The sequence below is a fragment of the Catalinimonas alkaloidigena genome (assembly GCF_029504655.1).
Taxonomy (GTDB): domain Bacteria; phylum Bacteroidota; class Bacteroidia; order Cytophagales; family Cyclobacteriaceae; genus Catalinimonas; species Catalinimonas alkaloidigena.
Window position 1 is genome coordinate 1634753 of record NZ_JAQFIL010000001.1, and the last position, 22791, is coordinate 1657543.

19 protein-coding genes and 1 pseudogene are annotated in these 22791 nt (G+C 42.3%); 7 read left to right on the plus strand and 13 right to left on the minus strand.

All coding sequences use genetic code 11. The annotated features are described in order from the left end of the window. Positions 1-78 precede the first annotated feature (78 nt). From OKW21_RS06995 to gpmI, 8 genes are all read right to left on the minus strand, one after another. Positions 79-747, minus strand: a complete 669-nt coding sequence (locus OKW21_RS06995) for a TonB-dependent receptor domain-containing protein (RefSeq protein ID WP_338130112.1) — start codon at positions 745-747, stop codon at positions 79-81. Next, a complete protein-coding gene (locus OKW21_RS07000; protein WP_277478635.1) occupies positions 707-2368 on the minus strand; it encodes a TonB-dependent receptor in 1662 nt (553 codons plus the stop codon). The genes OKW21_RS06995 and OKW21_RS07000 overlap by 41 nt, the downstream gene beginning before the upstream one ends. Before the next feature lie 41 nt (positions 2369-2409). After that, the gene (locus tag OKW21_RS07005) at positions 2410-2736 is read right to left on the minus strand and encodes a DUF6686 family protein (RefSeq protein ID WP_277478637.1); all 327 of its coding nucleotides are present in this window, start codon (positions 2734-2736) and stop codon (positions 2410-2412) included. A 205-nt stretch (positions 2737-2941) separates the two neighbouring features. Then, on the minus strand, positions 2942-4027 hold the full coding sequence (locus OKW21_RS07010; RefSeq protein ID WP_277478639.1) for a hemin-degrading factor: 1086 nt from the start codon (positions 4025-4027) through the stop codon (positions 2942-2944). A 22-nt stretch (positions 4028-4049) separates the two neighbouring features. Next, complete coding sequence (locus OKW21_RS07015) at positions 4050-4859, minus strand: heme ABC transporter ATP-binding protein (RefSeq protein WP_277478641.1); 810 nt, start codon at positions 4857-4859, stop codon at positions 4050-4052. Between the two features lie 4 nt (positions 4860-4863). Further along, entirely contained in the window at positions 4864-5949 is a 1086-nt protein-coding gene (locus OKW21_RS07020) for a FecCD family ABC transporter permease (protein ID WP_277478643.1), read from the minus strand. A gap of 6 nt (positions 5950-5955) precedes the next feature. After that, a complete protein-coding gene (locus OKW21_RS07025; protein WP_277478645.1) occupies positions 5956-6855 on the minus strand; it encodes a heme/hemin ABC transporter substrate-binding protein in 900 nt (299 codons plus the stop codon). Between the two features lie 285 nt (positions 6856-7140). After that, positions 7141-8664, minus strand: a complete 1524-nt coding sequence (gene gpmI, locus OKW21_RS07030; RefSeq protein ID WP_277478647.1) for a 2,3-bisphosphoglycerate-independent phosphoglycerate mutase — start codon at positions 8662-8664, stop codon at positions 7141-7143. Between the two features lie 152 nt (positions 8665-8816). Between gpmI and OKW21_RS07035 the strand changes: the two genes are divergently transcribed. Beyond that, positions 8817-8984, plus strand: coding sequence for a Uma2 family endonuclease (locus OKW21_RS07035; protein WP_277478648.1), 168 nt, complete (start codon positions 8817-8819; stop codon positions 8982-8984). A 15-nt stretch (positions 8985-8999) separates the two neighbouring features. Then, positions 9000-9239: pseudogene (locus tag OKW21_RS32690) on the plus strand (Uma2 family endonuclease); the annotation flags it as partial. 117 nt (positions 9240-9356) lie between these two features. On the opposite strand, the gene OKW21_RS07040 reads toward OKW21_RS32690, so the two are convergent. Further along, entirely contained in the window at positions 9357-10037 is a 681-nt protein-coding gene (locus tag OKW21_RS07040; RefSeq protein ID WP_277478650.1) for an endonuclease III domain-containing protein, read from the minus strand. Positions 10038-10167: 130 nt separating this feature from the next. Between OKW21_RS07040 and OKW21_RS07045 the strand changes: the two genes are divergently transcribed. The 3 genes from OKW21_RS07045 to OKW21_RS07055 all read left to right on the plus strand — a co-directional run bounded on the left by OKW21_RS07045 (position 10168) and on the right by OKW21_RS07055 (position 14507). After that, the gene (locus OKW21_RS07045; protein WP_277478652.1) at positions 10168-11163 is read left to right on the plus strand and encodes an aspartate-semialdehyde dehydrogenase; all 996 of its coding nucleotides are present in this window, start codon (positions 10168-10170) and stop codon (positions 11161-11163) included. A gap of 104 nt (positions 11164-11267) precedes the next feature. Then, the gene (locus OKW21_RS07050) at positions 11268-12458 is read left to right on the plus strand and encodes a THUMP-like domain-containing protein (protein WP_277478653.1); all 1191 of its coding nucleotides are present in this window, start codon (positions 11268-11270) and stop codon (positions 12456-12458) included. A gap of 87 nt (positions 12459-12545) precedes the next feature. Then, on the plus strand, positions 12546-14507 hold the full coding sequence (locus OKW21_RS07055) for a transglutaminase family protein (RefSeq protein ID WP_277478655.1): 1962 nt from the start codon (positions 12546-12548) through the stop codon (positions 14505-14507). Between the two features lies 1 nt (position 14508). Here OKW21_RS07055 and OKW21_RS07060 read toward each other — a convergent pair whose 3' ends face one another. Next, positions 14509-15336, minus strand: a complete 828-nt coding sequence (locus OKW21_RS07060; RefSeq protein ID WP_277478657.1) for a DUF2797 domain-containing protein — start codon at positions 15334-15336, stop codon at positions 14509-14511. Positions 15337-15408: 72 nt separating this feature from the next. Between OKW21_RS07060 and OKW21_RS07065 the strand changes: the two genes are divergently transcribed. Further along, positions 15409-16245: an SDR family oxidoreductase gene (locus tag OKW21_RS07065; protein WP_277478659.1), complete on the plus strand. Its 837-nt coding sequence runs from the start codon at positions 15409-15411 to the stop codon at positions 16243-16245. 53 nt (positions 16246-16298) lie between these two features. Here OKW21_RS07065 and hemA read toward each other — a convergent pair whose 3' ends face one another. After that, positions 16299-17591, minus strand: a complete 1293-nt coding sequence (gene hemA, locus OKW21_RS07070; RefSeq protein WP_338130032.1) for a glutamyl-tRNA reductase — start codon at positions 17589-17591, stop codon at positions 16299-16301. A gap of 413 nt (positions 17592-18004) precedes the next feature. Here hemA and OKW21_RS07075 point away from each other — a divergent pair, with 413 nt between their 5' ends. Continuing rightward, entirely contained in the window at positions 18005-21496 is a 3492-nt protein-coding gene (locus OKW21_RS07075; RefSeq protein ID WP_277478661.1) for a pyruvate carboxylase, read from the plus strand. A 103-nt stretch (positions 21497-21599) separates the two neighbouring features. Here the strand turns inward: OKW21_RS07075 and OKW21_RS07080 are convergent, their stop codons facing one another. Beyond that, positions 21600-21884, minus strand: a complete 285-nt coding sequence (locus OKW21_RS07080; RefSeq protein WP_277478664.1) for a hypothetical protein — start codon at positions 21882-21884, stop codon at positions 21600-21602. A 142-nt stretch (positions 21885-22026) separates the two neighbouring features. After that, positions 22027-22701: a TetR/AcrR family transcriptional regulator gene (locus OKW21_RS07085; RefSeq protein ID WP_277478667.1), complete on the minus strand. Its 675-nt coding sequence runs from the start codon at positions 22699-22701 to the stop codon at positions 22027-22029. Positions 22702-22791: the final 90 nt, after the last annotated feature.

The following is a 22791-nucleotide window of genomic DNA, read 5'->3' on the forward strand; positions in this document are numbered from 1 at the left end:
TGGTTAAATATTTTATACAGGACATAGCTGTTCTTTTAATAGGTGTATATTGCTCTTGAATATGCATTGACTAGCTTATCATTTGAAATCAGCGAAATTGATGTTGATACCTCCGTACCAGATTCTCCCGGCCAAAGAAGGCTCTGCTGACAGAGTTTTAGCCAACAGATTATTAGCGCCTGCTTCCAAAGTAATCCAGCCCAGTATTTTTTTATTCAGCGCCAGGTTCAGCAGCAGATAACCATCTGCAAATTCATTTTCTGTATCAATGACACCATTGCCATTTGCGTCTCCCAGTCCCCATTTACCTCTGTAAATTGCTCTTAAGGACAGGTCAAATTCAGGGCGACTGTTGACATAAAACAGCTTGGCATTACCCGAATGGCGAGAACGATTTACCAGGCCGCCATAGTCCGACAGCGGCACTCGTTCGGAACGATTGGTAAATGCATTACGCCTAAATACTTCTCCATTCCTGATCTGTTCTACCGCTTCCACATCTCTTGAGTCCAAATACTGGTAGCCCAGCGAGAAATTGATATCAGTAACGAGCTGATAATTTGCTTTCACTTCCACTCCCTGTGTAATGACTTCATCCATATTGAAGTAACTGAACACATTCTGTCCATTGGTTTTTAGGGCTAGGGGAGCAGCGTTGATCATATTGCTGATCCTATTTCTGAAGGCATTGATATCAGCTTTCAGTTTATTGGTAGGAGAGAGACTTAGCCCGAAGTTGTAAGCGATGGAGCTTTCCCGCCTGTATCATTTCTATGGTGATAGGGTCAATATAGATGGTTTGTATCTGTCTCTGTGCTTCAAGTTCAGCCATCCTTTCTTCCACGATACTTGAGCCGATCATGGTGTAGCCAGCAGTAGGATTGCTGAAGTTGAGTAGCAGTTGGCGGAAGTCTGGGGCTTTGTATCCTCCTCCGAAGGAAGCCTGTAACTTCAGCCAGGAATTAAGCTGATAGCCAGCCGCCAATTTTGGGCTGAAACGTGAGGTATATTCGCTGTGTGTATCAAAGCGTCCGCCTAGTACCACATTAAAACGATCATTAGGCAACCATTGATGTTGTACAAAAACATAGTTGGCGTGAAAGTTATTGACATCATCATAGCGGGTGGCTTCCACTGTCTCTATGGTATGCCCAAGGCCAAGTGTACTGATATGCTGATGGCTGATGTACCAATCGTACTGAACTTCGAAGCGGTTAAAGAGCTGCTGAAAGTAGCTTTCATCGTAGACTTCTTTATCTTTCTGATATACAATGCTGGACTCGGTATCGTAGCCGGTGGTATAACTTCTGAGCTGTAGCCGGTGCTGATCATTAAGCTTGAGTTCCAGCGCAGGCATAATGTTCCAATCTTCCCTATTGCCTTCCTCACCCATGACATGAACATTGTCCTCAATGATTAACTCGGAAGCATTGTCTTGACTTTCAGTATAGTAGCGCCCATTTATACTAAAGTTGACTTTGTCCGAGAAACGGTAGGCAAACTTGGGATTAATAGTAAAAGCTTCATAAGGTGGAGAAGTCATGCCAAGCGTTTCTTCATCCAGATCATAACCGGCGGTACTCAGTCGGTCTACAAACAGCCTGGCAGTTAGCTTTTCACCCTTGTAGCCTGCGCCGGCACTTAGACCAAGGGAATTGAAGCTTCGGTACCTGGCTCTGAGAGAGGAATTAAATCCCTGCTGCCCACTTTTGGTAATGATATTGACTACGCCTGCCATGGCTTCACTGCCGTAAAGAGAAGAAGAAGGACCACGAATGATCTCAATTCTGGCGATATTATCCACTGCGATGCGGGTCAGGTCTAGCGTACCTGCAGTACGTCCAATCACAGGTTCATCATCAATCAGTACCAAAATATAGTCAGATGAAAGTCCCTGCATCTGCAAGCCGGTGCCATGATCACTGACAATCTGTAAGCCAGTCTGTTCCTGTAATACTTCGTTGAGGCGGAATGAACCTATCTGTTCTATCTCTTCTCCTGAGATGATGTCTACTGGCATAGGAATGCTCTCTACAGAGCGTGTAGTACGTGTAGCCGTTATGGTAACCTCATCCAACTCCTCATTGAGTTCTGCCAGCTGAATGTTTAAGCTTTTAGGATTGCCATCGGCTATCGTAAGCTGCTGTACATAAGCCTCATAACCTACACGGCTGACTACCAAACAGTAATTGCCGGGGGCAAGCCCATCAAGCGTAAATGTACCATCGTCATTGGCGACAGTTCCTTGCGTTGTGCCTTTGATCATGACATTGGCAAATCCTACCCGTTCACCATTCTGGTCAGTGACGATGCCGGATAGCTGTATGCTTTGTGCTGACAAAAGCCCGGGTACTAAAAGCAAAGTCATTAGCAATAGCCTAATATTGAGGGGATTAACGAGCATTGCCATCACTCTTTTTTATCAAGAATACTTTGCACTTCCAGCATAGTCAGCGTATTCACCATAATATCATGCATATGGCATAGCTCATCGTAGCTGAACAGGAAGGACATATTGGTGACGCTGGTCTTGATAAAAATATCCCGGCAATGAGGGCACCTGATATCTTTTATATTAATCAGTGTATCCTGAACATGCTTCTTTAGCAGAGAAAATTCTTTGGGAGTCATCATCAGACTCACATTGCCGAAGCTCATTTGTAAGTGGGAAGTCTTCTGGCATTGTGCCGAGTAGGCAAAGTCGTTCTGTTCTATCAGTTGAAGTGAATTAGACATTTGTCTTGGTTTAGGATGAAAAAAATGAGAAAATTTGGGTTAAGTTGATATTCATGTTGTTATGTATTTCCGGTTTGTGGAGGTCGGGACTCAGAGGCACAAAGCTGGCGTACTATGATCTTAAGCCGTGGGTTGAGCCTCACAACCCACTTGCTAAAATGGAAGCTTAAGTATGATTGCTGCTTAACATGTCTACTTTTCAGGCTTACAGCAATTTGGGGAGCCAGGAGACCAGCTCTGCCCACTTCTGATGCTGTGGAATGCCGGGCTTTCTCAGGCCGAAGAACTGAGCGATCAGTTTACGGTCTTTGTCAAAAAGCTCTACCGCTGTGACGATGCCATCCTTGGTAGTTTTTTTCACTACCCAGGCAGTGTTTATCAAATCTACCTTGAGGTGCATATTGAATTCAGGGTCAAGGACGTTCAGCCACTTCTCTTTGACGGTATGTCCTCTTTCCAGTAGCCGGATGGTGTGCACCTTGCCCTGGTGAATTTGCAGGTTCCCGTGGTTACCGGCAAAGATCATGATGGGCAGTTTGGTACGGGAAGCTTCTTCCAGTATCTGCTGAACAGCATCAGTCTGGATCTGATAAGTGTACTTCTCTACTGCCAACTCCAGTGCCTGAAAGCGGTCAACCTGATGCTTCTTGAGCATTGGAAAAAAATCATGTGTGTCCTGCAATGCTTCCCAGTCCTCCAAAAAAGACTGCTGATCTACCTTTTTGCTAAAGGATGCTTCCGTATAAGCTTTTACCTCCTGCACCGGGCTTTGGTCGGGAGAGCGAAAAGCTTCTATGAGTTCGTAGAAGGCTTTTTCATTACTTAGGTTCTGCAAATAGATTTTGCTAATGGCAGTACCCGCTTTATCAAAGACCTGAATACTTTTGAGAATTCGGTTCTTTTTATCCTGAATTACCGCAAATGCTACATGCCAGCTCTTAAAGAAAACTCTGGTCTCAATGGGGCCAATGACCAGCCCCATCTGATGATCTTTTTTACCAAAGGTGCTGACTTTCTGAAAGCTTCCCTTATGTTCAAGGATGCAGGCATCATTACGGGTAAGAGACATTACGTAGCCCAGCTTCTTAAACGCTTTGAGGAGCTCCGTCCATTCGCCGGCAAGTCTCACGCAGTCGGGGCCAATGGTAGTAGCCAGCAATTGCGCTTCGCTACTTTTTAAGGCAATGGCTGCTTCTCTGATGCGTATGCCGGGATTTGTGTGCTCCAGTTCCTGCCAGGCTTCTTTCAGGCTTTCGGCATTTTCCTGGGTTAGGGATGCTGTGTTATCCATGATATAATTTGTTTGCGTGATTCTAAATTTTTTTGAGTTGAGGATGAGTGGTCATAGGGGCTAAAGGAATGACATATGCTTGTTTGTTTGTCGGCAGATATTCCAGCCGTACCGGATGCTCATAGGCGTTTTCTATGTTTTTCTGGGTATAGACTTCGTCCATTGTACCCTGCGCTACTTCCTTTCCATTCTTCATCAGCAGTATATGATCGGCATACTGGGCTGCCAGATTGAGATCATGCAAAACCGCCAGTACACCAATATTTTCTCCGCAGAGTGCCTTGGCCTGGTAGAGTATATGGTGCTGACAGGCAATGTCCAGACTAGCGGTAGGCTCGTCCAGTAATAAGTATCGGGCAGTAGCAGCGTCCTGATAATTGATCTGAGCCATCACCCGAGCAAGCTGAACCCGCTGCTTTTCTCCTCCTGAAAGGGAATTGTAGATTCGGTGGCTAAAGCCCTGCATTCCCACTTTTTCCAGCATACTATAAGCAAGGCGTGTAGTTTCTCTAGTTTTGAGTTTGTGGGCAAAACAGCCCAGGCTGACGATCTCCAGTACACTATAAGGAAACTGTATGTGTACAGATTGTGGTAACACTGCTCTGATTTTCGCTAACTCCTGATGAGAGTATGCTTTACGGGATTTTGCATTGATCTTTACTTTCCCCGCATGTTTGCTGATATCTCCGACCATCACTTTGAGCAAAGTAGATTTTCCTGCTCCATTAGGACCAAGGATGGCGGTAAAAACTCCAGGTTTTACTGACAGGCTGATTTGCTGAAGTATGGCTTTGTTTCCGATTTGGTAATGAATATTTTCAAGTTTGATCATGGGCTCAGAGCATTCTTTTATGTTTGGATTGTAGTAAGAGAAAGATGAAAAAAGGTGCTCCTGTAAGCGCAGTAATAACACCGATCGGGATTTCTGAAGGTGCTACCATAGTTCGGGCCAGCAAATCTGCCAGCGTAAGTAAAGCGGCACCCAGCAGGATAGAGGAGGGGAGTAGCAGGCGGTGCCCCGGACCGATCACTGCCCGTATCATGTGGGGCACCACCAATCCTACAAAACTAATAGTTCCGGCCATAGCCACGGAAGCACCAACCGCCAGGGCAGACAGTATGATAATAGTGTATTTAACTCTTTCAACATGAATTCCCAGATGGCCGGCTTCGGCTTCTCCCAATGCAAGTGCATCTAGCGCAGCGTGATATAAAGTCAGTAATGCTACTGGAATGGCAATGATGAAGAGAGAAAAACCAATCTTTTGCCAGGAGGCCCCACCCAGATCGCCCAGGCTCCAGAAAGTAAAAGTGCGTAGTGCTGTATCATCATCATAGTAGAGGACCAGGCCAATCAGGGCAGCGGTAAGCGCATTGATGGCCACTCCCGCAAGAATCAGCAGGGCTATGTCTGTTTTTCCCTGTCGCTGACTGATACGGTAAGCCAGAACAGTGACGAACAGACTACCCAGAAAGGCAGAGAAAGGCAGCAGGTAAGTTCCGAATGCAGCTGATAACTGTTCCGGTAAGTGCTTAGAAAAGACTATGACAATGATGGCGCAGAGCGCGGCTCCATTGGATACTCCAATCAAACCGGGCTCTACCAATGGATTTCTGAACAAACCTTGCAGGGAAGCACCCGCAATTGCCAGCGCAGCCCCGATGAATACACTCAGCACTACACGTGGCAATCGGATGTTCCACAGCACTACTTCCGTTTGCTTGGTAAAACCCTCTTCAGTCCCTCCTAATGGGTGCAGCAGAATAGAAAATATTTGATCTACTGTAATGTTGACTGCACCTGTACTTACAGAGAGTAGGGTTGCTGTGAGGAGTAAGGCTCCCAGCCCGGATAGTACCAGAACTTCTTTTGTAAGTAGCTGCTGACGTTTATTTCGGTATGAAGTAATTATGGTTGCCATCTTTATCTAGAGAGAAGCAGTAGTTAATTCAGGATGAATAAGTTGCGCTAAGTTATAAGAGGCTTTTCCCAGTCTTGAACTGAAGCCGGACAGCAAGAGCCCATCCATTGCAATTATATTTTTGTTTTTACCTGCATTGGTTTGCATCACGCCCTGTATTTCCAGCGCTCCCTCTATACCACCAAGACTTTCCAGGCCGGAGTTAAAGAATAGGATGAAATCGGGGTTTGCTTTAATGAGTGCTTCAGGGGTTAGAGGCTTATAACCTTCAACTTCAGGAACAGCAAGCGTACCTCCGGCAAGTGAAATGATGGTTTCGGCAAATGTCTCTTTTCCACAAATGCTAAGCGTACCATGGCCACGAGCGTAGACAAATAAGACTTTGGGTTCTTCCGTGGTTTGGGCCAGGAGGCTGTCTGTTTTTTGTAACGCTATTTCAAGTTCTTCATTTAATACTTTTGCCTTTTCTTCTTTTCCCAAGACTTTACCTATCTCCTGTATCATAGTAAAGGTTGAAGCAGTATTCGTTTTGTTTTCAAAGGTGTGAAAAGGGATTCCGGCGCTCTCCAACTGCGTATAGATGTCAGGACTCATATATGCTGCTTCGGCAAGAATCAAGGTAGGGTTCTGAGCAATGATACCTTCGGCTTTGATCCCATTGCGATAACCTAAAGAAGGTAAGCTTTGCATTTCAGGAGGGTAAGTGCTGGTGCGGTCAGTGGCTACAATCTGATCACAGGCACCCAGGGCACAGGTGATTTCAGTTATCGTACCCCCTATGGTGATGATTCTTTCACTTTTGTTGGCCTCAGTTGCTTGTGGGGCGTCAGCACTTTTGGAAGCACAGCCAAAAAAGAATGCTAATGCAAAAAGGCAGCTAGCAGTATATAAAAATAAAGTTCTCATATTTATTTAGACTAATTATAAATTATGACAAAGGTAATTGCTGGGTGTATACTCGTCAATTCTTATTATTAGCTAATTTTATACTGCTAGCACTAGTATGGCGTACTAATGATGGAAGGAAATTTTACTAAAAGTAGTGATTACTCTTATTGCTAAGAGTAGCTAGAAGGAGCACTTATGAATAGCTTAGGTAAGCACTCAAAAGCTTGTAATTCAGGAGGGTGATCAATAAAAAACGCCTGACTGCATTAGCCAGGCGTTTATGGTGAGAAGAGCGTTTTAAAACTAATGCTCTAGCAAAGATTCACCAGTCATCTCTTTAGGTTGCTCAATACCCATCAACGCTAAAATCGTAGGGGAGATATCTCCCAGTTTTCCATCTTTAATTTTGCCTTTGTAATCATTGTCAACCAGGATACAGGGGACAGGTACGGTAGTATGTTGCGTATGCGGGGTACCATCAGGGTTTTTCATCTGATCTGAATTACCATGATCGGCAATGATCAGTACAGAATATCCATTTTCCTGAGCTACCTCGGTGACAGCCTTGGCACATTGGTCAACGGTTTCGCAGGCTTTTACTGCCGCTTCAAAAACGCCGGTATGGCCTACCATATCAGCATTGGCAAAGTTCAGACATACAAAGTCTACTTCACCTTCCTTAAGTTTGGGAATGATACTATCGCGAATATCTCCCGCACTCATTTCGGGTTGTAAGTCATAGGTGGCAACTTTAGGAGAAGGGCACATGATACGTTCCTCACCTTCAAATTCCTCTTCGCGACCGCAGTTAAAGAAGAAAGTAACGTGCGGATACTTTTCTGTTTCCGCGATACGAATCTGTTTCTTTCCATGTGCTGCCAGCACTTCACCCATCACCTGCGTGATTGCTTTGTTGTCAAACAGAATGTTCACTCCTTTGAAGGTCTCATCATATTCTGTCATGGTGATATAGTTCAGATCCAGCTTCTTCATATTCTGTTCAGAAAAATCTTTCTGTGTCAGCGCCAGCGTAATCTGGCGGGCACGGTCGGTGCGGAAGTTAAAGCTGATAACCACATCACCTTCCTGAATGGTGGCTACTGGTTTTCCGTTTTCAGTACATACAATAGGTTTGATAAACTCATCAGTTACATCCTCATCATACGATTCCTGTACTGCTTTAACGGCATCCTCAGCCTGCTTACCTTCACCATTTACCAAAGCATCGTAGGCCAGCTTGGTCCGTTCCCAGCGTTTGTCACGGTCCATGGCGTAGTAGCGACCAATAACTGTGGCAATCTTGCCGGTAGTTTCTTTGGCATAAGTTTGAATTTCCTCTATGTTACCTTTCCCTGATTTAGGATCGGTATCGCGGCCATCGGTAAAAGCGTGAATGAAAACCTTCTCTAGTTCAGCCTCTCCGGCGGCCTTGCAGAGTGCTTTTAGGTGATTGATATGAGAATGAACTCCTCCGGTAGAGGTCAGCCCCAGAAAGTGTACCTGCTTATCGTTCTCTTTGGCATATTGAAAAGCCTTTTTCAATACATCAATGTTGAAAAAGTCACCTTTTTCAATAGACTGATTAATTCTTTCCAGCATCTGGTAGACAATACGGCCAGCACCCAGGTTCATATGGCCTACTTCCGAATTTCCCATCTGTCCATCAGGCAAGCCCACGGCTTTGCCCGAAGTAAGAAGCTTGCTATGTGCGTATTTGGTATATAAAGAGTCCACAAAGGGCGTGTTGGCTTTATCTATCGCAGATACCTCGGGGTTTTCAGCTATGCCCCAGCCGTCCAGTATCATTAGTATAACTTTCTTGTTCATAATTTAGTAAGATTAAAAAGCGAAATTGGTATGTCTGCAATTTAGCGAAGCAGGCCTATGAGATACAAATTATACGTATATTTATTGTGAGAGTACAATACTTACAGCTTTTGTCAAAATTCAGGTATAGTCATGGAGAAATTTGAGATAATGTGGAGGCCTTAGTTGGAATGTTAGAAGATGAGTTTTTTCGTTTTTGCCAGGATAATGATCATCTGCGCATTGAAAGAGAAGCTACAGGAAAAATTATTATAAAGTCACCTACCGGAAGTAAATCAGGATATCGTAGTTTAAATCTTAATGTACAGCTCGGTATATGAAACCAGCAACATCAAAAGGGATATCTATTCGATTCTTCCGCTGGCTTTACCCTGCCAAATGAAGCTATACGCTCGCCAGATGTTTCATTTGTCCTCAAAGAAAAGTTGGAATCTTTGAATGAAGTACAACAGGAAAGTTTTGCTCCTATCTGTCCGGATTTTGTAATTGAACTAAGGTCAAAAATGATCAGCTTAAAGATTTGCAGGCCAAAATGGAAGAATACATCAGCAATGGAGCGGCTTTTGGTTGGCTGATTGATCCGTATGAGCAATTTGATCAGCCTTTCAAGGAAGATATTTTATGAATGATTTTTCTATAGTTGTGGATAAAATTTTGCAATAGAGAATGAGTATACTTATGTCACAATAGCATCAAACTGCAAAGCTCTTTTTCTTGTAATAATCACAAATATCAGTGAGATAACACTGCCGACATTTGGGATTGCTCCAGGTACAAATACGCTGCCCGTGTTTGAAGAAGAGCTTATGAAAATTGAGCAGTTCGGCTGCATCGGCAGGAAGCATTGCTAGCAGTACCCCATGGGCTTTAGCTTCAGTCGTTTTTTTTCCGATAATACCCAGCCTTTGTGTCACCCGATACACATGTGTGTCTACAGGAAGCACCGGTTTGCGAAAGGTAAATAATAGTACAAAAGTAGAGGTTTTGTAGCCAACACCCGGCAGAGCCATCAGCCATTCCATAGCCTCTTCAACAGGAATTTCTCTTAAAAAATCTAAATTAAAATCACCCTTTTCTGCTTTGATCTGTTTCAATATTTGTTGAATGCGGGGAGCTTTCATTTCAGCATAATTTGAGGTGCTAATAGCTTTTGTAAGCTCTTCAGTAGGGGCAAGCATAATATTTTCCCAACTCCCAAAGCGTTCCCACATATTGTCAAAAGCTTGTTTTTCATTAGCATAGGTAGTGCGCTGAGACAAGATAGTAGCAATTAGTTGGTGCATGGGCCCTTTTGCTGAGAAGCGGGTTTGCCGGCCAAAATGAGCTTCCGCTCTTTGAAGGGCAATATTTAGTTTGTTTTGATCATTTTGCACAAGTTTTAAAACCTGCCATCGCTTTATTAGTTTGAATTCAGTAATTAGATTTCTATTTTTGCCAAGTTTAATCAAAGATGAATCTTTAGATTAGTGAAAATCAATTTAAATCCTTAATCACGCAACAGACATGAAATTAGCGGTCGTAGGAGCTACCGGTTTAGTAGGTAGCGAAATCCTCAAAGTTTTAGCAGAAAGAAATTTTCCATTAGACGAGTTACTTCCCGTAGCTTCAGCCAAGTCAGCCGGTAAAGAGATTATTTTTAAGGATAAGGCTTATAAGGTGATTACGATGGAAGAAGCCATTGCTGCCAAACCAGATATCGCTATTTTCTCAGCAGGTGGCTCTACTTCTCTGGAGTTCGCTCCCAAGTTTGCTGAAGTAGGTACTACGGTAGTAGATAATTCATCTGCCTGGCGTATGAATCCGGCCAACAAACTGGTAGTGCCTGAGATCAATGCAGATGTACTGGAAGATGAGGATAAAGTAATTGCCAACCCTAACTGCTCTACCATTCAGATGGTACTGGCTCTGGCACCTTTACATAAAAAATATAAAGCCAAGCGTATCGTAGTTTCTACTTATCAGTCAGTAACTGGTACCGGTAAAGCCGCAGTAGACCAGATGATGAATGAGCGTGAAGGTAAAGAGGGAGAAAAAGTTTACCCCTATCGTATTGACATGAATGTGCTGCCTCATATTGATGTTTTCTTTGATAATGGTTACACCAAAGAAGAGATGAAAATGGTCAATGAAACTGTGAAAATCTTTGGGGATGATAGCATCAAAGTAACCGCCACAGCGGTTCGTATTCCAACCATGGGTGGGCACTCCGAGGCCGTGAATGTTGAATTTGAGAATGAATTTGAGTTGGATGAAGTTAGAAAACTTCTATCTGAGACTCCTGGAGTTGTGGTAGAAGATGATGTAAAAAACAACGTTTATCCAATGCCTATCAATGCGCATAATAAAGATGAGGTGTTTGTAGGCCGTTTGAGAAGAGATGAAACGCAGCCTAAGACATTGAACATGTGGATAGTAGCAGACAACTTACGCAAAGGTGCAGCGACCAATGCGGTACAGATCGCTGAGTACCTTGTAGCGCGTAAGCTGGTACATGCTTAAGCAATAAGCACTAATATTTGAGAACAAACGTCATTGATGGCTAAGAGAAAAATGCTAAAAGCCTTATCTCTGAAACTATCAATGACGTTTTTATTTTTTTAGCCTTGACTGACATTTCAACCTTACTCAAAGCGGAAGTACAGGCTTTCATACGAGCACACGAAAAAGATGATCCTGCCCAGCTGGTGCTGGCCGGACACAAATTTCCTGAAATACCCATCAAAGAAGTAGCGGCCCAAATTCAGGCACGCCAGAAAGCGAAGCAGAAATTTCCGGAGTGGTACGAAACTTCGGGTATTGTTTTCCCTCCATCATTATCCGTAGAGCAGGCATCTTCGGAAATTACTGCCCGCTACAAAGCTACATTGGTATCAGGCAGTCATTTGCTTGACCTGACAGGAGGAATGGGTATAGATACCTATTATTTGAGTCAGTCATTTCAGAAGACCGATTATGTAGAGCAGCAGTCAGCGCTTTTTGAACTCGTCAGGCATAATTTCAAAGTTTTAGCCAATACCAGTATACGTCCACATCATGCAAATGCAGAGGACTTTCTTGCGCAATTAAATCATACAGTAGATTGCATATACCTGGATCCTGCCCGTAGGGATGACCAGAAAAGAAAGGTTTTTCGCCTGGAAGATTGCACACCAAATGTTATAGAACTTCAATCAAGGCTGTTAGAGGAAAGTAAGCAAGTGCTGATCAAGACAGCTCCGTTGCTGGATATTCAGGCCGCCTTACGGTCGTTAAAGCATGTCAAAAAGATAATTGTAATTGCGGTCAATCAGGATTGCAAAGAAGTGCTCTACTTGTTGGATAAAAGACATGATGATGAGCCTGAATTAGAAACTGTCTACTTTTTTGGGGACGCTTTACAGACCTTTAGTTTTAGCAAAAGTCAGGAAGAAGCGGCAAAAGTATATTACGCTGAGCCTCTCAATTATATCTATGAGCCGAATACCGCCATTCTTAAAGCAGGCGCTTTCAAAGTAATTGCCGAAGCTTTTCAATTGAAAAAGCTTCATCCTAATAGCCAACTGTATACCTCTACTATATTGAATGCTGATTTTCCTGGAAGAATATTTCAGATGAAAACCATATGTAAATACAATAAAAAAGCATTGAAAGCTGTCCTGCCTTCCCTGAAAGCTAATCTTAGCACACGTAATTTTCCAGAAAGTGTAGCCCAGATAAGAAAGAAAACTGGTCTGAAAGAAGGAGGAAATACTTATGTTTTTGCTACTACAGATATCCAAAATAATCACATTCTCATTATTACTGAAAAAGTGTAAATTATTATTATTTATATACAGATGTTATAAAATTGATATTATTTATCATATAATTATGATATAATTCATATGCAATCGTAATTTTAGATGAATAAGCTCATATTAAGTTTTCTATCTCTTTACTGTATATTAGGTACTTGCACCCGAAAAATAGCTGCGCAGGAAATCACTTTCGGTAGGATTAGCGCTGAAGAGTTACATGATGAATTTTACGATAAGGATTCTTCGGCTTCTGCTTTGATTCTATACGATCATGCTAAGTCCAACTTTAGACATCTGGAAAACCATGGATTCAGAGTAGAAACTACACGTACCGTCAGAATAAAAATCTATAATCAGGCAGGGTCTGGATGGGGAAATGTGGTTGTGCCATTATATCAGGATGGGTATAACCGCACTGAAACGGTGAGAGATATCAAGGGCTATGTGTATAATCTGGAAAACGGAATGATCCAAAGGGATGAGTTAGACAAAAAAGATATTTTTGAAGAAGATGTAAGTGAAAAGTGGCACCATGTCAAGTTTGCCTTTCCCAAGGTCAAAGCCAGCACCGTTGTAGAATATCAATATACCCTGGTTTCACCCTTTCTCTTTAAACTTGAAGACTGGGAATTTCAGCATGATATACCAGTGCAATGGAGTGAATATGTACTTACCGTACCTGCTTTTTATGAATACATGATTCTGAAGCAAGGATATTTTGATTTTGAAATTCAGGATGCCAGGTCCCTGAACGATGAACAGCGGCTCGGCTCGTATACCTACGATAACGTTAGGTATCATTGGGCGATGAAAGATGTACCTGCCTATCAGGAAGAGGAATACATGACTACCCGGGATGATTATATCGCCAAAATTATTTTTCAGTTATCCAAAGTGAATTATCCGGGTAAGCATGTAAAAGATTTTATGACTACCTGGCCTAAGCTGGTGGAAGATCTGATGAAACTCACTTACTTTGGAAAGAACATCAAAAAAAATAACACCAGGGAGATTGTGCAAAGCCTGACAGAGGGACTTGGTTCTGAAAAAGATAAGGCAACTGCTATATATGAGTATGTCACCCAGAATTTTGCCTGGAACAAAAAAAATAGTTATGCTCCATCTACTTCCTTAAATCAACTGTTAAAAGATAAGTCAGGTAACTGCACCGATATCAATTTGTTATTGCTGAATATGCTCAAAAAAGCAGAAATAGAGGCCCATGCTGTCTTGCTCAGCACACGTCAGCATGGCAAAATCACCACTTCATTTCCCCTGATTGATCAGTTTAACTATACAATCGTATTTGCCCAAATAGAGGGGCAGGGCGTTTTGCTGGATGCCACCCGCCGGGACTTGCCATTCGGAATGATCAACGAGGCCTGTCTAAATGGATATGGCTTAGTAGCTAATGAAGATGCGAAAGTCGAGCAGTGGATTGATGTAGGTCAGCAGGGTGTATACTTCGTAGATATTTATTGCCAGCTGAAATATGATGAAGAAAGGGGAAGTTTAACTGCCCAGGTCAAAGAGAGTTTTCGGGATTATGCAGCTTTGCGCGCACGAAAACTTTATCAGGAAGATGAAGCACAGCTTTACCAACTTAATGATGTACAGGAGTTAAAAATTGAGGGTGCTGAAGTCAAGTCAAAACCATTTAGCTTGAGTTATACTGCCCCTTACCCGGCTGAAGAGTTAGGAAGTCTGCTTTACATTGATGCTTTTATGATGATTGATGAGGGAAACCCTTTTAATGCGCCCAAACGCTTCTATCCGGTAGATTTTGGGCATAGAATGGCAGTGAAATATAACTTTAGCTTCACTGTTCCGGAGGGCTATAGCCTTGAGGAGTGGCCACAGGATATCAATCTTAAGCTAGAGGATAGCTCCATTAGCTATGTCTCCAAATCTAATTTTGCTTTCAACACATTACAAATCGTAAGCCTTTTTCAGATCAACAAAACAATGATAGGGGTAGATCAGTATCAGGACTTAAGAGAGCTGTATGCGGATATGCTGAGCAAGCAGATGGAAAAAATAGTATTGAAGAAAACAGAATCGGAGTAGATCAGTACGAAAACTGAACATAGTAGCCACTATGGTTACGAATGTTGAATACTTCACCTTGCTCAAGAATCAGGTATTGACCACGAATACCCAGTAATTTTGATGAAATGACCGGGTTTTTTACTAGGCCTAAACTCTTCACCTTGGTAGGATATTCCGTTACCGGATAATGAATCTCTGTAACAGGACATTCATCCAGAACATATTCCTGAACATCATCGCTGAGGAACATTTGGGCTTCTTTACAATAGTTTTCAAGCTGTACACCTTCCTTTTCCACATCTTTAAGCATGTTTCGCCAGTTGGTTTTGTCAGTAAATTGATCTTTAAGTTCTACCTCAATTTTTCCGGCAAGATATCGATAAGGTACTTCAGCAATCGGCAAGGCTCTTCTTGCTCCCTGATCAATCCAGCGGGTAGGCACCTGTGTGCTTCTGGTTACCCCTACCTTAATAGCATCGGTTTGTGCCAGGTACACAATGTGGGGTTGTAAATGGTGTTTTTCTTCCCATTCTATATCTCTGCCTTCTCCCAGGTGGGCCCGGCAAAGCTCCGGCCTGATGATGCATTCAGAATTTTGTGGTGCATTGATAAAACAAGGATAGCAAAAACCTTGTCCAAAAGCTTTCTTGATGGCTCTGCCACAATTGATACAGTTAATTCTACCGTCAAATGCAATATGAATTGTTTGCCCTAACAACTGGTTCATGTCAATTTCATCGTCCTGTAGTTTAAGCGTATATCGGACAGGATCTTCTAAAGCCACACGCATTTTCAGTAAATTGCCTTCGTAAGTCACCGTATCAATTCTTTTAGTTAAAAGCTGCAAAATTAAGGCTTTTTAAAAAGAATACTAAACAAATAGGATGAAGATCATTTTAAGAGTATATAATGGAATGACATGAACAAAGGAGAGAAAACAATTAGTATATTGGGTTGTGGATGGCTGGGGCTTCCACTGGCTGAGCGCTTACTTGAAAAAGGCTTTCTGGTAAAAGGATCAAGCACCAGTACGGAGAAGCTTCAAGGCTTATCTGAGAAAGGTATTCAGCCTTTTCACATTCATCTTAGTCCTCAAATCAATGCTGATTATCAGCCTGAGTTTTTTGAAAGCCAGGTGCTGATTTTGAATATTCCCCCGGGTCGGCGCCAGCCTGATATTGAGACAATTTATCCTCAACAAATCAGCGAGCTAATAAAAGTTGCCGGAGAGACTTCTCTTAAAAAAATATTATTTGTCGGTTCTACCTCTGTTTATCCTAATCTCAATCGTGAAGTCACAGAAGAAGATGCGGGAGGGCAGATCAGTTCGTCTGGTAAAGCAATTTTGAAAGCAGAGCAAATACTCCACAACCAAAACCGTTTTCAGATCAGTATTCTTAGGTTCTGTGGATTGTATAATCGTGAGAGAAATCCGGGAAGGTTTCTGGCCGGCAAAGAACTCAGCAGTAGCGGGAAGGACAGAGTAAATCTGATTCATCAGGAAGACTGTATCAGGATTATCATGAAATTGATAGAGAAAGAAAGCTGGGGTGAAACATTTAACGCCTGTGGTGACCAGCATCCAGAAAAAGAGCAATTTTATCCAGTCGCTGCAAAGCATCTTGGCCTTACACCTCCCAGCTTTGATGACAAAGCTTCAGCGTCATATAAAATAATTAATAGCGGAAAGCTCAAACAGAAGCTGGACTATAGTTTTGCCTATCCCGATCCTGCTAAAGCCCTTGAGAAATCGTAGAAAAACCGAAATTTATCAGAAAAATGATTTTAGAAAGCTTTTGAAAAGACTAATTACTTGGCTTTGGGAATATTATGCCTTTCCAAGTCAAAAAGGTCGTTGAGGACATCAATCAGAGTTTCTGCTTCACCACGCTTGCAGGCAGCTTTCAGTTGCAATACCGGAAGCTTCATGATTTTCTGCATCATCCCTTTGGTAATTTTTTCCACATAATCCGCCTCTTTCTCATCCAGGTTTTTCAGGTAACGGGCAATTTCTTCCTGACGAATTTGCTCCAATGCATTTTTCAGTCTATGGATAGTAGGGGAAACTTCCATTTCCTGTACCCAACCTTCTATATCAGTGAGTGCTTCTTCAATGATGGCTTTCACATGGGGTATGGCATTAATGCGCTTCTGCATGGCCTCATCCGACTTGTTTTTGATATCATCTACATTATAGACCAGTGCACCGGGTACATTCTCTACATCAGCATCAATGCTTCTGGGAACGGAAAGGTCAATCAGATACTTATAGCTGATTTGCTTTCGCTTCTCAAAAATGGATTTGGTAATTAGAGGCTCCTGTAGTGAGATTGCTGAAACAATGATGTCAGCTTCTAAAATGGCATCTTCAACTTCTTCGTAAAGGCGGGGGACAAAGCCGTACTGTGCAGCCAGCTTTACTGCTTTCTCATGGGTGCGATTGACGACTGTCACTTTAAACAAATCATCAATATTGTCAGAGTCGCCAATGTTTTTACACACATCGGTACCGATTTCACCTAAGCCAATAACCAATAGGCGGGGCTTAATAATTTCAGCTGCCAGATCGTACACCAGTTCTGAAGCGGCGTACGAAACTGAGGCTGCACCATCGCGAAACGGGGTTTCCTGTACTACTCTTTTGTTGGTAAAGAAAATGGTGTGCAGCAAGCGATGGAGGAAAGGACCAGCCATATCTTCGTCAGCGGAGGCCTGATAAGCTCTTTTGACCTGGTTGGATATCTGCATATCACCCACTACCTGGGATTCAAGACCAATAGCCACATGAAAAAGATGACGCATTACTTCATTTTCGTCATTACAACTTACAAAGTACTGATGAATGCTATCGGCAATATCGGTAAGTCCTTTCTCAACGATGATGAGCTTGATGATCTCATCGCTCAAGTCATGCTCAGCAGAATAATAAACCTCTGTACGGTTGCAGGTAGAAAGGACAAGAGCCTCAGAGATATTAGTAATGCTTTTGAGTTTACGCAGTAGGTCGGAATACTGCTGTTCGTTTAATGCAACCCGCTCACGAATCTCAATAGGGCTGTTCTTATAAGTTAAGCTAACGAATTTGAAGTTGTTTTGCATCATGAAAATAAACTCAATGGGCAAAGATAATTTCAGTTCTTTGAACTTTAAAATGAACCTTGGTATGAAAGCTAATTTAGAATAATTATAAACAATATAGGCTCATTTTTTTCTTGATCTTTTATCACAACATGAACTTCCGTGACTAAGGTTCAAAGAAATGATCAAATATTTATACCTAATAATTATTTATACAAATTAAGTATCTTATGCGATCATTAGAAATGACAAAAGTCATATTTTCGTAGCCTATGATGGAAAAATACTATGAATATCAATTTATAACACTAAAGAAAGGTTAAACTGAGAAATATGGAAAGATATAATAAGATGCTCTTAATATATTACGCCTTTCGCAATAAATTTTTTAATTTTAAGCACTAAAGAATATCATTTTTACACTGAAACAACTAACCATGCCTAACGACCTCAAAAAACTGAATAAGATTCTGGTAGCAAACAGAGGTGAGATTGCAATTAGGATTCTCAGAGCAGCCTCAGAACTGAGAATAAGAACGGTTGCCATCTACACCTACGAAGATCGTTATTCATTACACCGCTATAAGGCAGACGAAGCTTATCAGGTTGGAGAAGATAATGAGCCTCTCAAACCTTATCTAGACATAGAAGAAATAATTTTACTGGCAAAGCGTCAAAATGTTGATGCAATTCATCCGGGCTATGGCTTCCTTTCCGAAAATGTTAAGCTATCTCGTCGCTGCAAAGAGGAAGGGATCATCTTCGTAGGCCCCGAACCTGAGGTGATGGAGAAACTGGGAGATAAGGTATCAGCCAAGAAAATTGCCATCAACGCCAAAGTGCCCGTCATAGAAGATAGCAAAGAAGATCTGACGACTGAAGAAGTTGCGCTCAAAGAGGCTGAGCGTATCGGTTTCCCGGTGATGCTCAAAGCTGCTGCCGGTGGGGGAGGGCGTGGAATGCGCGTCATCCGAGATGCTAAAAGTCTTAAAAATGCTTTCTCCGAAGCCAAGAGTGAGGCTAAAAAAGCCTTTGGAGATGATACCGTTTTTCTGGAAAAGTTCATTGAAGAGCCCAAGCACATTGAGGTGCAGATCATGGGCGATAACTACGGTAATATCGTTCACCTATTTGAACGCGACTGCTCGGTGCAGCGACGTTTTCAGAAAGTGGTGGAAGTAGCGCCATCTTCCAACCTTAAGCAGGAAACCAAGGATAAGCTCTATGAGTATGCTTTACAAATTACCCGATCTGTTGATTACAATAATGTAGGTACGGTTGAATTTCTGGTAGACAAAAATGAAGGCATCTATTTCATAGAAGTTAATCCGCGCATACAGGTAGAGCATACCATTACCGAAGAGATTACCGGCGTAGATATCGTTCGTTCGCAGATTCTAATCGCACAGGGACGGAAACTTGCTGATCCGCGCATCTACATCCGCAAGCAGGAAGACATTAAGGTGCAGGGTTATGCCATACAGTGCAGGGTAACTACTGAAGATCCCAAAAACAATTTCCGTCCTGATTATGGTACCATCATCGCCTACCGAAACGCCGGTGGTTTTGGGATCAGGTTGGATGAAGGTAGCTCTTATCCGGGTGTTACCATTTCTCCCTTCTTTGATTCCATGCTGGTCAAGGTTTCAGCTACCGGCCGGACTTTAAAAGGCGCTTCACAAAGATTGCAGCGGACATTACGTGAGTTCAGAATCCGGGGGGTTAAAACTAATATTGGCTTTCTGATCAATGTGATTTCGCACCCTACTTTCTACCGTGGTGAGGCAACCGTAAATTTTATTGAAAGCAATCCTGACCTTTTTGATATTCGTGAAGGACTGGACCGTGCCACCAGAACGTTGATGTATCTGGCGGATGTTACGGTAAACGGTAATCCTAACGTCCGATTCATGGACCCGAATAAGGTGTTCAGAGCGCCAATCCTGCCTTCACCCATGATGCAAGACCCTGAGTCTGGACAGAAAGTAAATTATCAGTATGTGCCTTATCCGGAGGGAACGAAAGACAAGCTCAAGCAAATGGGCAGAGAAAAGTTTGTAGACTGGCTGAAGAATGAAAAGAAAATCCAGTATACCGATACTACTTTCCGTGATGCACATCAGTCACTTCTGGCTACCCGCATGCGAGGCATAGATATGCTGAGGGTAGCAGAAAGCTTTGCCAAACATCATCCGCAGGTCTTTTCTATGGAAGTATGGGGAGGGGCTACTTTTGATGTGAGCATGCGCTTTCTACATGAAGACCCCTGGGTACGTTTGCAGCAAATCAGAGAAGCAGTACCTAATATTCTTTTGCAAATGCTCCTTAGAGGATCTAATGCGGTTGGCTACAAAGCTTACCCTGATAACCTGATAGAGAAATTTATTGAGAAAGCCGCCGAGACCGGAATAGATATTTTCCGCGTGTTTGACTCGCTCAACTGGGTTAATGCCATGAAAGTAAGCCTACGTGCTATCAGAGAGCGTACAGAATCAATTGCTGAGGCAGCCATTTGTTATACTGGAGACCTGATGTCGCCCGACAATAAAAAATATACGCTTCAGTATTACCTGGATATGGCGAAGCAGTTGGAAGATGAGGGAGCACATATTCTGGCGATCAAAGATATGGCAGGTTTGCTCAAGCCTTATGCTGCCGAGCTACTGGTCAGTGAGCTTAAAAAAACAGTGGATATTCCAGTACATCTGCACACCCATGATACCTCATCCGTACAACCTGCCACGTATGTCAAAGCCATTGAAGCAGGTGTGGATGTGGTAGATGTAGCAATTGGTGCCATGTCCGGACTTACCTCGCAGCCAAACTTCAACGCTGTGGTGGCGATGATGCAGGGACACGAAAGAGAGCAGCCTATTAATCTGCATTCGCTCAATGAGTATTCAGTCTATTGGGAAGCAATTCGTGAATACTACTATCCCTTTGAATCTGGCTTAAAAGCAGGTACTGCTGAAGTTTACGATCATGAGATTCCCGGAGGACAGTATTCTAATCTGCGCCCGCAAGCTACGGCTATGGGGTTGGAGCACAAATTTGAAACCATCAAAAAGAATTATGCGGCCGTTAACAAACTCTTTGGAGACTTGGTGAAAGTAACTCCCTCTTCCAAAGTAGTAGGGGATATGGCAATCTTTATGGCATCCAATAACCTTACGGTAGAAGATGTGCTAAACGATGGTAAAAATCTATCATTTCCAGAGTCTGTCGTTAGTCTTTTCAGAGGTGAGTTGGGGCAGCCAGTGGGTGGATTTCCTGAGAAGATACAGCAACTGGTGCTGAAGGGAGAGAAGCCATTCACCGATCGACCAAATGAGCACCTTGAACCCATAGATTTTGATAAAGAATTTGAGGAATTTAAACAGCGTTTTGATGAGAGTCGCAGCTTGCTGGACTTCCTGTCTTACAAATTATACCCTAAAGTATATGAAGACTTCTATAATTATCAGAAAGTATATGGAGATATGTCTTCATTGCCTACGCCAGCATTTTTCTACGGACTCAAGTACGGTGAGGAAATACTGGTCAAAATAGCTGAAGGTAAGGTTATCATGATCAAGTTGCTTTTCATCACCGAACCGGATGAGGAAGGCTATCGCATGGTCACTTTTGAACTCAACGGGCAATCTCGCAGGGTTAGGATTAAAGATAATAATTTCCAGTCCAAAGTAGTGGCGCATCAGAAGGCTGCCAAGGAGAGCGATACGGAAATCGGCTCACCTTTGCAAGGTAGGCTTTCCAGTCTGATGGCTAAGGCAGGGCAGGAAGTTGAAGAAGGTACTCCTTTATTTGTCATAGAAGCGATGAAAATGGAATCTACCATTTCCGCGCCAAGAGCAGGTAAAGTGAAGAAAATTCACCTGGAAGTGAACACGATGGTAGAGCAGGATGATTTGGTGGTAGAACTTGAGTAAATATTGGTTTACAACCGAATAAAAACATGGGGCTGATTTCTAACATATTAGCCCCTTTTCATATTTGGATGGAAATGGAGAAATGCGTCACTTTAACTATTGGCTAAAACTCAATATCTTCTATAGCCCAAACTGGAATAGTACGCCCTCCCTTAAGGCTAATGTATTTCTCCCCTACAGTCCAAACTGTAGTTTCAACATTGTGCAATACATTTTTTTCGTCTCTGAATTTGATATTCACTTTCCCATGATAAAGGTTACCCAACAACATCGCCCTCCTCAGTTGATATTTTCTTTTTGCTTTCTTAAGCGCAGTATTCAATACATCTTTTCTAATAAAATGTAGGTTGCCAATCTGTTCTTTAGGGGTAGGAAGAGATGATTCCATAACTTTTACTGGTTACAGATAAAACTTAAACATTTTTTAATAGTATAAGCACTCCTATAAAATACAAATAATTGAGATGGAAGTCAATCTAACGGATTGATTATCAGGAGAAACTAATAATATGTTATTTTTACTAATGTAGTTAAGCCCGGTTGATTGCACTCATTACCAGATGCTGGAGAAATACGAATATTTTGTTATACATGTCAGGGTCGTCTCTTTGTACTTCCGTCAGTGATGGCAGATGTTGGGCAAAGAATGCTTGCTGGTGAGATGCTTCAATAACAGTACTGATCAGAGCATGAGGATACATAAAATCAGGATTATACTCTTTTACGAGATTGGCTATCAGCCGGCATAACGATTTGTAACCCCTGAAAAGTCCTTCTTTATTATCTTCATCCACATGTTTGGTAAGGTATGTCTTGTTCGATTCTGATACTACAATTCTTCGCAATGCGATCTCATCAATATTTACAAAATTAGGATCAAAGTTGACCTCTTCACATAGCGTTTTAAGCGCAATGTCAAGTTTACGCTCTGCTTCTTCAATGTTATTGATACGATAATCTATCAGGTATTCCATCCATTTCCAGTACCAGGCAATCAGGTACATGAGTAACTTATGCTTATTCTCAAAATACCGATAAATGGAAGCTTCTGTAGAATGAATCTCTTTTGCTAATTTTTTAAATGTAAATTGTTCAAAGCCTAATTCATCAATGAGCTGAATGCTGCTACTTACTATTTTTGTTCCCAGATCAGTATGTTGGGGGTCCTTTAAAAAATATTTTTCGTTTAAGGCAAGTGTTATCATAACCAAAAAATCAAACTGAAGATACAGGCGAAGGTGATCAAAATTAAAGTAGTGGCAATATAGCTATTATTTAATTTAGTATAACTATCC